The organism is Pseudomonas sp. HT11, from assembly GCF_044875395.1.
GTDB lineage: Bacteria > Pseudomonadota > Gammaproteobacteria > Pseudomonadales > Pseudomonadaceae > Aquipseudomonas.
Genome location: NZ_CP173217.1, coordinates 2931374 through 2945069 on the forward strand (window position 1 = coordinate 2931374; position 13696 = coordinate 2945069).

Genomic DNA, 13696 nt, shown 5'->3' on the forward strand with positions numbered 1-13696 from the left:
CTGGTTTGTTTTAGGTGTTGGCAGTGGTTTGAGGGTGCGTTGCAGCGAGTAGCGTGCGCCCGATGAAATCCTTGGGCCCTGTGACCCCCGGCAAGGTGAAGAAGTACCCGCCGCCGACCGGCTTGAGGTATTCCTCCAGAGGCTCGCCGTTCAGCCGGGTTTGCACGCTGATGAAGCCTTTCTCCAGGTCAGCCTGGTAGCAGATGAACAACAGCCCCATGTCCAGCTGACCGTTTTTGTTGACGCCGTTGGAGTAGTTGAACGGCCGACGCAGGATCAGGTTGGCCTGAGTCTGCGGGGTGCGCGGGTTGGCCAGGCGGATGTGGGCATCGAGCTTGGTCAGCTTGCCTTCCGGGTCCTTGCTGTAGTCGGGAACCTGGCTTTCCTTGTCGCCATCCATGGGCGCGCCGGTGGGTTTGATGCGCCCGATAATGCTTTCCTGCTCTTGCAGCGGGGTACGGTCCCAGCGCTCGACGAAATTGCGGATGATGCGCACGGCCTGGTAGCTGCCGTTGGCGGCCCAGGCGGGCTCGTCGCTGCCGGGCTGCACCCAGACAATCTGGTCCATGGCCTTGTCGTCGTTGGAGTTCGGGTTGGCCGAACCGTCACGGAAACCGAGAAAATTACGCGCGCTCTGCGCAGGCTCGCCGGGTTTGGCCGGCGCTTGCGGCGGCACGCTGCCTTCCTGTTTCCAGCGCACCAGCAGCAGGTCCGGCAGGTTTTTGACGATGTCGCGCAGGGCGTGGATATTGGTGTCCGGGGTGTTTGAGCTGAATTGCAGGCTCAGGTCGCCGTGGCACTGCGCCGGCTCCAATGCGTCGTTGGGGAAACCGACCATGCGGCTCAGGCGCTTGGGTTTGACGGCGGTGAGGCCGAAGCGCTCATCGAACAGCGACTCGCCGACGGACACGGTGATGGTCAGGTTATCCGGCGTGACCACCGGCCCCAGAATGCCGGAATCGGTAGGCGGCAGTTTCGGATCGACTTGCGGCACGGTGCCGCCGGTCATCAGGAAGCTGATGCGCTCGTTCAATGTGCGAAACAGACGCTCCAGGTCTTCGCGATCACTGGCCAGTACGTCAAACGCCACCAGCATGCCGCACGCCGGGCGTGGGGTGACGATGCCGCTCTGGTGCTTGCCGAAAAAATCGTGGTGGTCCTGCGTCTTGTCACTGCGCGGTGCAGTGGTGACTTGCTCGGCCGCAGCCGCCATGGCCGGGCAGCTCAAGCTGCTGCCGGCAATCGCGGCGCCGGTGGCCGCCATGCCCAGAAGGACACGGCGACGTTGCGGGCAAAACTGTTCTGAATCACTCATCTGTTAGTTCGTCTTCACTGCAGGCCGGAAAGGCCAAGGGCGGGGTCGATTCCATCGAGTACAGCGGCCAGAGCCTTGGCCTTGTCGGCGATCTGCTTGCGCTGATCAGCGGTGACGCTGTCGTAGCGGCGGTACTGGCCGTCGACTTTCAAACCATTGAGCTCGGTATCGAAGGCGGCGAGGGCGCTGTCGATTTTCGGCAGCAGGTCCGCTGCGGACTTGGTCAACAACGGGCGCATCAACTCCACCACCTTGTGGGCCGCTTCCAGGTTGGCGGCAAACCCGTTCACGTCGATATGGCTGTAGCGTTCCTCTTCACCGCTGGCGGCGCGTATATCCGCCAGGCTGTTGAGGTTGCGCACCACAATGCTCACCAGTTGTTCCGGTGGCAGCGATTGGGCCAGCAGTTGTTGCTTGAGCGTGGTGACGTCGGTGACCAGGCGTTGCGCAATCGGGGCCAGGCCCTCCAGGCTGTGCTGCTGGAACAGGCTGTATTCGAGGCGATGGAAGCCGCTGAACGCCGGGTCTTGCTCGCGCTTTTCAAAGTAGTCGGCGCGTGCGTTGATGGCGTTATCCAACTCGGCCAGGCGTTGCGACGCCGGCGCCAGGCGCTGGTAGGCCTCACGGGCCGGCACATAGAGTGCCTGCGCCTGAGCCAGGTCGCCGGCTTCAATGGCCTGTTGCAGCGCCGTAACGGCCTTGACCAGCGCACTGCCCTGGCCGCTCAGGTACACGCGGAACTCCGACAGCGGGCCGATAAACGCCACCATCGACGGCTTGGCCTTGGCCTGGGCGTCGGACTCAGCCGTCGGCGTCACGTGCAACGTGCCCCGCGGGTTGCTCAACAGCCCGCAGGTGATTGCGTAGTCGCCGGGCAGCAGGTTGGCGTTGATCACTTGGCTGAGGCCAGGGGCGATATTTTCGCGCTCCTCGATCACCAGCACGCCGTCGAGGATTTCCCATTCCACCGCACGGTCGGAGCGGTTGATGATGCGAAAGCTCGCGTGCCCGGCGGGCACGGTCAACGCGTTGGGTTCGCAAGCGTGGCCATGGATGGTCACCGCGATTTCATTGTGGTTTGTCTGACGTTTGGCGGCGGCCAATTGCGAGGCGTAATAGAACAGCGCACCGGCGCCGATCATCACGACCACCGAGCCGGCCACCGCCCAGCGCAGGGCGCGGGAAGGCAGAGCCGGTTGAGGGGTTGGGTTGGACAAGAGACGGTCCTTACTGGCTGGAAACGGAAGAGGTGTTAGCGACAGGCCTGGGTGGGGCGGACGGCAGGAAGAACATCACCAGCGCCACCACCAGGTAAATCAGATACGCGCCCAGGGTGCTGATGGTCGGTGCGTCCTGATAGCCGAACATCCCGGCCAGCACCGAGCCCAATGGGCCATCCATCGGCAGCGTCGCGCTGAAATCGAACAAGACGGTTTGCCAGTGGTTCCACACCCCGGCCTCGTGCAGGGCTTGTACCGAGTTGGCGAGAATGCCGGCGGCGACCACCAGGATGAACAAGCCGGTCCAGCGGAAGAACGCACCCAGGTTCAAGCGCATGCTGCCGGTGTAGATCAGGAAACCGACGATGATCGCCAGGATCAGGCCGAGCAGGGCGCCAATCGGCGCGCCCGGGCCTTCGCTCTGCTGGAACACCGCGAGCAGGAAGAACACCGTCTCCAGGCCTTCACGGGCCACGGCGAAAAACACCATGGCGATCAGCGCGATCACCTGATGCTTGGAGCCGGCCAGGGCGTGGTCGAGGGATTCGTGCAGGGAGTGCTTGATGGAGCGCGCTACTTTGCGCATCCAGAACACCATGGAGCTGAGAATGCCGACGGCCACCAGGCCGACCACACCTTCGAACAATTCCTGTTGTTTTTGCGGGAATTCGGCGCTGACCAGCTCCAGGCCGCCGCCGACCAGCAGCGCCAGGGCAGCGGCGAGAAACACGCCGATCCACACCGCGGGCATCCACTGGCCGCGGCCGGTCTGTTGCAGGTAACTGGCGATGATGCCAACGATCAATGCTGCTTCAATGCCTTCGCGCAGCATGATTAGAAAGGGAACGAGCATTCGGCACCGCATCATGACTGGATAGGATGCTAATTTGTAACATAATGATACTCATTACTAAACAGGGAATATTGCGCTTTGCTGAACTGCGGCTGAACGGTGGTGGCGAATCGCAACCGCCCTTATGATGCACCCCATCTTTTGCAGCATTGAATAGCCCGATTCCCATGGCGGAAAAAGACACCATCTCTATCCATCTTGTGCGCGAAGCCTTGCTGCAAAGCTGCGCGCCCGGCGCGGCCACGGTGGAGGCGTTGAGCAAGGTTGGGATAGACCCGGCGTTGCTCGACCAGCCCGACGCCCGCGTGCCCGCCACGGCCTATGCACGCCTGTGGCGCTTGCTGGCGCGGCGCACAGATGATGAATTTTTTGGAATGGACCCGCGCAAGCTCAAGTCCGGCAGCCTGGCGTTCCTGTGCCGCGCCGCCATGGCGCAACCCAATCTGGGCGAGGCCCTGCAAACCGGGCTGGGTTTTCTGTCGCTGATGCTTGAGCAGATGCCCGCGCAATTGGTGCACCAACAAAGCCTGGCGGAAATCGTGTTGGCTGAACCTGCGCCCAAACGCGCGTTTACCTACTTCACCTATTGGATGATTGTGCACGGCGTCGCCTGTTGGCTGGCCGGCCGGCGCATCCCGATCCTTGCGATTGAGCTGCGCTGCCCACAACCGGACTTTTATGACGATTACCGGGTGATGTTTTCTGAGAACCTGCGTTTTGATCGGCCGCGTACGCGCATGATCTTTTCTGCAGACTGCCTGGACGTGCCGATCAAGCGCAGCCCGGAAGAACTCAAGCGCTTTCTTGCCCATGCGCCGGCCAACATATTGGTCAAGTACCGCGACCCGGATAGCCTGGCCACGCGCATCAAGCACGATCTACGCCAGATGTCGCCCGATCTGTGGCCGGAAACCGACGGCCTAGCGGCCAGTCTGTGTATTTCCGCCTCGACCCTGCGCCGCCGTCTGGCAGATGAGGGCCAGACTTATCAAGGGCTCAAGGACAGCGTGCGCAAGGAACTGGCGATCGTCTGGCTGGCCGAAGCGAATATCAGCTTTGCCGAGATTGCTGCGCGGCTGGGGTTTGCCGATGCCAGTTCGTTCTACAAGGCATTTCGCAAGTGGTCGGGATCCAATCCCGGGCATTACCGTAGTTTGATCCTGAATGAGGCGAGTTGAAGGTGCGAGGAAAATGAGACACTACAGGTGTGTTCTTCCGCGGAAGTTAGCTCGTTTGCGAAGGCATCGCCAGGATGCATTATCACGCAGAGGGGGGAAAATGATTAAAATTCTTCATCTGTGCTGTCATTGCAACGAAGAAAGCAATCCTCGTCCTCGAGTGAGTCGGTATAAAAATATCGTAAATCAGTGTAATTATAATTACTATCAATGACTTTGCTTAACGCTTTTAATCCCAGGTTGGGGTCGTTGGACTTAAGTGTTATATTGCCTCCTGCATACTCTTTTTCAAGTTCGCTAAATAACGTTTTCTCAAATATACCCCAGGCCTCGAAAGAAATTAAATTTGAAGACTCCATCATGAAGGCTTTGAGGTCCGGCCAGCTTAGAAAACCTTCTGGTTGCGCGGAACAAAATGTACTAAGAAACTGGATTGCATCCTCAGATTGAGCGCCGATTGATGCGCCGTGCCCATCGGGAGAGTATTCGATGACGACGTTTTTTATAATTCTATCTAAAATTGAGTTGTTTGGAATGTCAATAGCATGAGCAAGGCGTTCGAGCATTTTAAAGGGGGCGATATTGACGATCGTGATAAAGTATGGTGCTAGCGTATCTTTGCGTTCATTTTTCCATAAAAAAGCAAACCCGTTATTGCCCTGTTCTCGCCCTTTGGCAGCGACATACTTAGCTGCTGTTTTCATTTGCTCAATGTAGATGTCAATACGGTTTCTCGCGCCGCCGGAGTAAAGGTTCATATCATATAGTGATACATGGAATCCTCCTAAATGCTCCTCGCTTAAAGAGACAGCGAGACTTCCCTCTATCATTTCATTAGGCGGGACTAACTCCAGCATGATTTCTTTGTTTTGTTCGATCGGTCTTAGGCATAAAACACACTTGTTCCCCCACACTATTTCATTAAATATATAATGTTTGAGTAAAGCTGGCCAATGCGTGGATACGACAATGCTGAGTACGTCAGAGCCAGCAATAAGAGGGAGGTATTGTTTGATTTCAGCAATATAGGCGCCTAGCTCGGTGCCTGCTTGTCGCGAGGGGCCAGCCAAGTTTTTCAGTTCAATAATTACTATGGCTTCACTCTCGGTGGAGTAAAGAATTAAATCTGGCTTTAGTATGTCTGAGGGATCAAGGGATATATTTTCGTTGGCGGAAATTACTATATTTTGATTGAGCGCTTTTAAGCAGAACTCATAGCTCTTCGTTATATACTCCTCTTCCGTTGTTGTGGGCGGTGGAACATCACTTGAAATGAGTAGCTCTGAAAAGCCATCAACGCACTTTAGCTGTTTCTCCATCCAGCTCTGCATTGCTGCTTCATTTTTAAAAAGCGCCATAAACCATCCATTGTTAAATATTTCAACGAACCTGTGATTTCAACAGAATTTTGGATTGTTACCAAGAGGGGAGCAAAAATATTTAAACTGTTTGATCCAGCTTTCTGTTCAAGTACTTAGGTACCTCACCTGCTTTTTCTACCTCAACACCTGCTGGCGTGAAAGGATGAGAGTCATAGACAGCACCCAATAGATCCTTGGTAACATCGTTAAACCGATGAATTTATTGGTTGTGTTGTCGTTGGCATGTCCTATGTAGCCTATGCGATAACGCTTTTAGCAGCGGAGTAGTCAAAAAAAGCCCCACGACCGAAGGGGGCGTGGGGCTAAAAATTGGCTGGATGCGACCAACCAAAGGAGCGCTTTACATCACTTGCTGCTGGCGACTACCGTGTCCGGCTGCCAGCCGCCACCGAGGGCCTTGTAGATCGCGACAATCCCGCGATACAAGTCCACTTCGGCCTGGGCCTGGGAGTCTTCAGCGGCCAGACGCTCACGTTGCGCGTCAAGCAGCACCAGGAAATCCACCGTGCCTTCGCGGTAGCGGATCGCCGCAAGGTCGGCCGCCGCGCGACTTGATTCACTCTGACGGATCAGCGAGACCAGGCGCTGCTGGCGTTTGCCGTAATCACTGAAAGCATTTTCCGATTCTTCCAACGCCAGCAGCACTTGTTGCTCATAGGTTGCCAGGGCGCCATCGGCCTCGGCGTTCGCGCCGCGCAACCGCGCTCGCACGCTGCCCAGGTCAAACGCCGCCCAGGTGATGCTTGGGCCAAGTGACCAGGCATTCGCCGCGGCCGACCCGATCTGCGAACCGCGCCCGGCCGTGAAGCCGAGGAAGCCGCTGAGGCTGACCCGTGGGAACAGGTCGGCCTTGGCCACGCCGATACGCGCGGTGGCGGCCGCCAGTTTGCGTTCGGCACTGAGGATGTCCGGGCGGCGCTGCAGCAGTTGCCCCGGGTCGCCGATGGGCAGCGCCTTGGCAATCGCCGGCAGGTCTTTGGGGCTCAGGTCCACAGTCAGCTTGTCGGGGCGCTGGCCGAGGAGGGTGGCGATGCGGTTGCGCTCGCGCACTTGCTCGGCCTGCAGTTGCGGCACGCTGGCTTCAACGGCCGCCAGGCGTGCGTCGGCACGTTCCACATCGAGCTGATCACCGACGCCGGCATCGCGCAGGCTGACGGTAATGGTGCGCGATTCCTGCTGGTTCTTCAGGTTGTCCAGGGCGATGCGTTCACGCAATTGCGCACCGCGCAGTTGACCGTAGGCGTCCACCAGTTCGGCAATCATGGTGACTTGCAGTTGGTACAGGTCGGCTTCAGCAACTTGTTGGTCAGCGTCGCTGGCTTCCAGGTTGCGGCGGATGCGGCCGAACAAGTCCACTTCCCAGGCCATGTCCAGGCCCAGGTCGTAGCGCTCGCTGTTGACGCGCTTGGTGGTCTGGCCCGGGATCTGGCCTTTGCCCACGTCGCTGCTGGCACGGCTGGTGACCACCGGCATGATGTCGTTGGCCGCGTCATCGCGAATCGCACGCGCCGCGCGCAGACGGGCAAAGGCTACGCGCAAGTCGCGGTTACCGCTCAACGACTGGGTTACCAGTTGGTCGAGGGTCGGGTCGTCGAACTGCTGCCACCAGATGCCTTCGTACTTGGCGTGGTCATAGCTTTTGGTGTCGGCGGCGGCCGTGATGTTGGCCGCCTCCAGCTTCTCGGTTTTGTAGTCCGGGCCCACGGCACAGGCGCTCAGCGCCAGCACCAGCAAGCTCGGAAGAAAGACTTTTACACTCATTGCTGTGTCTCCAGCTTCAAGGCCTTGGCCGCTTTGCGCGCGTCCTGGCGCTCCACATAGCGACGGATCAGTACGTAGAACACTGGCGTCAGCAACAGACCGAAGAAGGTCACGCCGATCATCCCGGAGAACACCGCCACGCCCATTGCATGGCGCATCTCGGCACCGGCACCGCTGGACAACACCAGGGGCACCACGCCCATGATGAACGCGAACGAGGTCATCAGGATCGGCCGCAGACGCAGACGGCAGGCTTCGAGTACCGCAGCCAGTGGGTCGAGCCCCTCGGCCTGTTTATCCTTGGCAAACTCGACGATCAGAATCGCGTTCTTACACGCCAGGCCCACCAGTACGATCAAGCCGATCTGGGTGAAGATGTTGTTGTCGCCGCCCGAGATGATTACCCCGGTAATGGCCGACAGCAGCGTCATCGGTACGATCAGGATCACCGCCAGTGGCAGGCTCCAGCTTTCGTATTGGGCGGCCAGTACCAGGAACGCCAGCAGTACGCAGAGCGGGAACACGAACAGCGCGGTGTTGCCCGAGAGGATTTGCTGATACGTCAGGTCAGTCCACTCGTAGGTCATGCCGTTGGGCAGTTCCTCTTTCAACAGTTTTTCAATCGCGGCCTGGGCCTGGCCGGAGCTGTAGCCCGGTGCGGCGTTGCCGTTGATTTCAGCGGTGATAAAGCCGTTGTAGTGCATCACGCGGTCCGGGCCCGAGGTGTCGCTGACCTTGATAAAGGTCGCCAGCGGGATCATCTCGCCCTTGTTGTTACGCACTTTCAGCTGGCCGATCTGGTCTTCATCCTGGCGGAACTGTTGCTCAGCCTGCACGTTGACCTGGTAGGTACGCCCGAAGCGGTTGAAGTCGTTGGCATACAGCGAACCCAGGTAGATCTGCAGGGTGTCGAAGATGTCGCTGACGGCCACGCCGTGGGTCTTGGCCTTTTCGCGGTCGATGGCGGCATCGACCTGCGGCACGTTGACCGTGTAGCTGGTGAACAGGCCGAACAGCTCAGGCACGCCACGGCTTTTGGTGATGACGTTCTGCACTTCTTTGTACAGCTCGTCGTAACCCAGGTTGCCACGGTCCTCGATCTGCAGGCGGAACCCGCCAATCGTGCCCAGGCCCTGTACCGGCGGCGGCGGGAAGATCGCCATGTAGGCTTCTTCGATGCTGCTGTACTTGCCGTTCAGTGCACCGGCAATCGCGCCGGCCGACAGGCTCGGGTCTTTACGCTCATCGAACGGCTTCAAGGTCACGAACACGATGCCGTTGTTCGGGCTGTTGGTAAAACCGTTGATCGACAGGCCGGGGAAGGCGATGGCGCTTTCCACGCCCGGCTGCTTCATGGCGATGTCCGACATGCGCTTGATCACATCTTCGGTGCGGTCCAGGCTCGCGGCGTCCGGCAATTGCGCGAAGGCCACCAGGTACTGCTTGTCCTGGGCCGGTACGAAACCGGTAGGAGTATGGGCGAAACCCAACCAGGTCAGCACCATCAGCCCGGCGTACAGGAACAGTGCAATACCGCTGCCGCGAATCACCCGGCGTACGGTGCCGACGTAACCATGGCTGGCTTTCTCGAAGAACCGGTTGAACGGACGGAACAACCAGCCGCCGAACACCTTGTCGAGCGCCTTGGAAAAACGGTCCTTGGGTGCGTTGTGCCCCTTGAGCAAGACGGCAGCCAGGGCCGGGGACAAGGTCAGCGAGTTGAACGCCGAGATCACCGTCGAAATCGCAATGGTCAAGGCGAACTGCTTGTAGAACTGCCCGGTCAAGCCGCTGATAAACGCCGCCGGGATAAACACCGCACACAGCACCAACGCGGTGGCGATGATCGGGCCGGTCACTTCGCTCATGGCTTTTTCAGTGGCCGGGAACGGTTCCAGTCCAAGCTCGATGTTCCGCTCGACGTTTTCCACCACCACGATGGCGTCGTCCACCACGATACCAATCGCCAACACCAGTCCGAACAGCGACAGCGCATTGAGCGAGAAGCCAAACAGGTGCATCACCGCAAAGGTACCGATCAACGAAACCGGCACTGCCACCAACGGAATGATCGACGCGCGCCAGGTCTGCAGGAACAGGATCACCACCAGCACCACGAGGATCAGTGCTTCAAACAGGGTGTGAACCACGGCTTCGATGGAGCCGCGCACGAAGACCGTTGGGTCGTAGGCAATGCGGTAATCCATGCCTTCCGGGAAGCTCTGCTTGAGCTCCGCCATCTTGGCGCGCACTTCATTGGAGATGTCGATGGCGTTGGAGCCCGGGCGCTGGAAGATCGGGATCGCCACGGCCGGTTGGTTGTCGATCAACGAGCGCAGGGCGTATTGGCTGGAACCCAGCTCAACCCGCGCGATGTCTTTCAAACGCGTGATTTCGCCGTTGGCACCGGCACGAATCACGATATTTTCGAACTCTTCCTCAGTGACCAGGCGGCCCTGGGTGTTGACCGACAGTTGGAAGCTGGTGTCATTGGGCGCAGGTTGCGCGCCCAGTGCACCGGCCGCCACCTGGCGGTTCTGCTCGCGAATGGCCGTGACCACATCGGTGGCGGTCAGGTTGCGCGAGGCGGTCTTGTTCGGGTCCAGCCATACACGCAGCGAGTAGTCGCCCATGCCGAACAACTGCACGTCACCCACGCCGCCCAGCCGCGCCAACTCATCCTTGATATTCAGGATCGCGTAGTTGGACAGGTAGAGCATGTTGTAGCGCTGATCCGGGGAGGTGATGTGCACCACCATGGTCAGGTCGGGAGACGCTTTGTCTACGGTGATACCGATGCGCGTTACTTCCTCAGGCAGTTTTGGCTGAGTGCGTGTCACACGGTTCTGCACCTGCACCTGCGCGTTGTCCAGGTCGGTGCCCAAGGCGAAAGTGATGGTCAGGGTCAGTTTGCCGTCGGCAGTCGACTGCGAGGACATGTACAGCATGTTCTCGACGCCGGTAATGGCTTGCTCCAGCGGCGCGGCCACGGTTTCACCGATGACTTTAGGGTTGGCGCCCGGGAAGTTGGCGCGTACCACGACGGTCGGCGGTACCACTTCCGGGTATTCGCTGATCGGCAGCTGGAACAGCGAGATCGCGCCGGCGATCAGGATCAACAGCGACAGCACCGCTGCGAAGATCGGCCGCGAAATGAAGAACTTGGAAAAATTCATCTTGAGTTGTATCCCTTAACCGCGTGGAGTCGCGACGCTGGCAACTTTTGGCGCGGCTTTATCCGGCGCCACTTGCTCCAGGTTGCTGGCTTCAAGCGCTTGTCGTTGTTGTGCCAAGGCGGCGAGGGTTTCCTTGCTGGCCATCGGGATCGTTTCAGGTTGCACAGGCGAGCCCGGACGAATGCGCTGCAGGCCCTTCACGACGATGGTGTCGTCCTTGTTCAAACCGCTGCGTACGATGCGCAGGCCTTCGATCTTCGGCCCCAGTTCCACCGAGCGATACGCCGGCTTGTCGCCGTCCATCACCAGCACGAATTTCTTGCCAAGGTCAGTGCCGACGGCTTCGTCGTTGATCAGCACGGCGGAGTAAGTGCCGCTGCCGACCAGCTTCAAGCGTGCATACAGGCCCGGGGTGTATTCGCCCTTGCTGTTATCGAACACGGCGCGACCACGGATGGTGCCGGTGGCCGGGTTGACCTGGTTGTCGACGAAGTTCATCTGGCCCAGGTGCGGGTTGCCGGTTTCGTTGGACAGGCCCAGGTACACCGGAGTGGTGGCGCCACGGCGGCCTTCGCGCGCCAGCTGGGTGTACTTGAGGTACACGCGCTCATCGGCGTCGAAGTAGGCGTAGACCTTGTCGGTGGAGACCACGCTGGTCAGCGCGGTGACGTCGGCGGTCACCAGGTTGCCGGCGGTGATTTCGGCACGGCTGACGCGCCCGCTGATCGGTGCGGTCACGCGGGTAAAGCTCAGGTTCAACTTGGCCAGGTCCAGCTGCGCCTGAATCCCGGCCACTGCGGCGCGGGCTTCCTGGGCGGCGGTGGTGCGCGAGTCGGCCAGTTCGGCGGAGATCGCATTGCTCTGACGCAGGCGGTCGCCACGTTGCGCTTCGTTATCGCTACGGGTGGCGGCGGCTTTGGTTTGGGCAAGCTGGGCTTCAAGGCGGCGCACTTCAGCCTGGAACGGACGCGGGTCGATCTGGAACAGCAAGTCGCCCTTTTTCACCAGGGCGCCTTCGGTGAAGGCCACCTGGTCGATCTGGCCGGACACGCGCGGACGAATCTGCACGGTTTCCGGGGCTTCCAGGCGACCGGTGAATTCGTCCCACTCGTTGACCGGTTGTTCGAGCACCTTGGCCACACTGACTTTCGCAGGAGGCATGGCGGCCGCTTGTTCTGGGGTCTTGCCGCATGCGCTCATCACCACCACGGCCAAAATCGCCAAGGGGAAGCGCAAATGTGTGAGTGACTGTTCCATGAAGTGCATCCGCCAATGTATTGAGATGGGCGGATCATGCGCGGCGAGGTGCTATGTCACGAATCGAATGAAGCAAAGGTAACTATCATTCGGAATGATATAAGCGCGAGATTAGCCCTCTAGGATGCGGGTTTCGTTAGGAAGCTATCAATAGGAGTGATGACAAAAGACTGTTGCGCGGGCTGCAAGGAACGCCCGCGCGGTTTTTTCAGTCCAGCAGACGGCTGACTTCGCGCAAACGCACCTCGCTCAGGTTGCCGGTGGAGGCCAGCAGGTTCAATTGGGCCAGCAAGATGCTGTAGCGCTGCTGAGCCAGACGCTGCTGGGTGTCGGTGACTTTCTGCTGCGCATCCAGCACGTCGGTGTTGATGCGTGAGCCGGCTTCAAAGCCGTGGGTGACCGACGCCAGGTTAACCTGGCTGGATTTGAGCGCCTGCTTGAGCGCCTGGTATTGGCTCATGCCGCTGGTGACTTGCAGGTACGCCTGGCGCGCCATCAACCCGGCGTTGCGGCGCGCGTCTTCGACCTCATCCAAGGCCTTGCTTTGCAGCGCATGGGCTTCGCGCACGCGGCTGCTGGTGCGGCCACCGCCGTAAAGCGGCACGCTCAACTTGACCCCGACCACGGTCTGGTTATAGCGGTTTTCCGGCAGGGTGACGTCGTACACATCGCCGCCCACCGAGGCAAAGCGGCCGTGGGCGGCGATCAGGTCAAGGGTCGGCAAGTGGCCGGCCTGTTCCTTGTCGATGTCCATTTCGGCCAGGCGCTGGGTGATCTGCGCGCGCTGCACGGCGAGGTTGCCTTGTTGCGCGGTAGTTGCCCATTCGCCGATGGCCGCAGGCACCGGGGCGCTGAATGGCGGCTCCTTGCCCGACCACGGCCGCGCCTGGGCGGCGGTCAACTGGGTGAGCGTTTCGGTGGCGATGTCCAGCGCGCCGCGTGCGGCAATATGCTCGGCGAAGGCCTGGTCGTACTTGGCCTGCACCTGTTCGAGCGCATTGGCGGTAGCGGCGCCGTCGGCCAGTAAACGCCGTGTGCGGTCCTGGCTCTCCTGCAAGGTTTGCAGTTGTTGTGTGCGGGTGTTCAACAGCTCCTGGTTGAGCAACACATCAAAATAGGCGCGGGCCACGCGCAGCATCAGGTCCTGACGCGCCTGTTCGGTCTGCACTTCGCTGGCGCTGATCAGCAGTTTGCTTTGGTCGTGGGCGATCACGTTCTGCCAGCGCAACAGCGGCTGAGTGAGCACCACGGCGTAGGCATTGGTGTTGTTGCGGTTGCGGTGGTAATCGTTGGAGTCCTCGGCATCGACCCAGGCGGCGCCGCCCGTGACGGACAGGTCCGGCAGCAGGTTGGCGCGGCTTTGCGGCTCTTTTTCCGCCGTGGCCAGTTGCTGGGCCTGCGCGGCGGCGAACTTCATGTCGTGGCTCAGCGCTTTTTGATACAGCTGGTACAAGTCCTCTGCCGACACAGAGGCCGGGCAGCCGGCGAGGGCAAGCCCGCCCAGGCAGGTGAGCAGGGTGAGGTGTTTTAGATGCAGCCCTGGAATACGCAAGG

Annotated in this window: 9 protein-coding genes; 1 reads left to right on the plus strand and 8 read right to left on the minus strand. The window is 59.8% G+C overall.

The genetic code is table 11. The annotated features are described in order from the left end of the window. Window positions 1-10: 10 nt before the first annotated feature. From efeB to efeU, 3 genes are read right to left on the minus strand one after another with little or no spacing between them, the layout of a single operon-like run. Complete coding sequence (gene efeB, locus ABWL43_RS13545) at window positions 11-1315, minus strand: iron uptake transporter deferrochelatase/peroxidase subunit (protein WP_404488130.1); 1305 nt, start codon at window positions 1313-1315, stop codon at window positions 11-13. Between the two features lie 14 nt (window positions 1316-1329). Continuing rightward, the gene (efeO, locus tag ABWL43_RS13550) at window positions 1330-2532 is read right to left on the minus strand and encodes an iron uptake system protein EfeO (protein ID WP_404488131.1); all 1203 of its coding nucleotides are present in this window, start codon (window positions 2530-2532) and stop codon (window positions 1330-1332) included. 10 nt (window positions 2533-2542) lie between these two features. Further along, window positions 2543-3388 (minus strand): iron uptake transporter permease EfeU, encoded by an 846-nt coding sequence (gene efeU, locus ABWL43_RS13555; RefSeq protein ID WP_145160471.1) that lies wholly within the window; start codon window positions 3386-3388, stop codon window positions 2543-2545. A 167-nt stretch (window positions 3389-3555) separates the two neighbouring features. Here efeU and ABWL43_RS13560 point away from each other — a divergent pair, with 167 nt between their 5' ends. Next, the gene (locus ABWL43_RS13560) at window positions 3556-4566 is read left to right on the plus strand and encodes an AraC family transcriptional regulator (RefSeq protein WP_404488132.1); all 1011 of its coding nucleotides are present in this window, start codon (window positions 3556-3558) and stop codon (window positions 4564-4566) included. Between the two features lie 104 nt (window positions 4567-4670). On the opposite strand, the gene ABWL43_RS13565 is transcribed toward ABWL43_RS13560, so the two are convergent. From ABWL43_RS13565 to ABWL43_RS13585, 5 genes are all read right to left on the minus strand, one after another. Next, window positions 4671-5924, minus strand: a complete 1254-nt coding sequence (locus ABWL43_RS13565; protein ID WP_404488134.1) for a hypothetical protein — start codon at window positions 5922-5924, stop codon at window positions 4671-4673. A gap of 369 nt (window positions 5925-6293) precedes the next feature. Further along, window positions 6294-7709, minus strand: a complete 1416-nt coding sequence (locus ABWL43_RS13570) for an efflux transporter outer membrane subunit (RefSeq protein WP_369302249.1) — start codon at window positions 7707-7709, stop codon at window positions 6294-6296. Next, window positions 7706-10885, minus strand: coding sequence for an efflux RND transporter permease subunit (locus tag ABWL43_RS13575; protein WP_145160482.1), 3180 nt, complete (start codon window positions 10883-10885; stop codon window positions 7706-7708). Before ABWL43_RS13575 ends, ABWL43_RS13570 begins: the two co-directional genes overlap by 4 nt. Window positions 10886-10900: 15 nt before the next feature. Next, on the minus strand, window positions 10901-12142 hold the full coding sequence (gene mexE, locus ABWL43_RS13580) for a multidrug efflux RND transporter periplasmic adaptor subunit MexE (protein WP_404488135.1): 1242 nt from the start codon (window positions 12140-12142) through the stop codon (window positions 10901-10903). A 208-nt stretch (window positions 12143-12350) separates the two neighbouring features. After that, window positions 12351-13694: a TolC family outer membrane protein gene (locus tag ABWL43_RS13585; protein WP_404488136.1), complete on the minus strand. Its 1344-nt coding sequence runs from the start codon at window positions 13692-13694 to the stop codon at window positions 12351-12353. Between the last annotated feature and the right edge of the window lie 2 nt (window positions 13695-13696).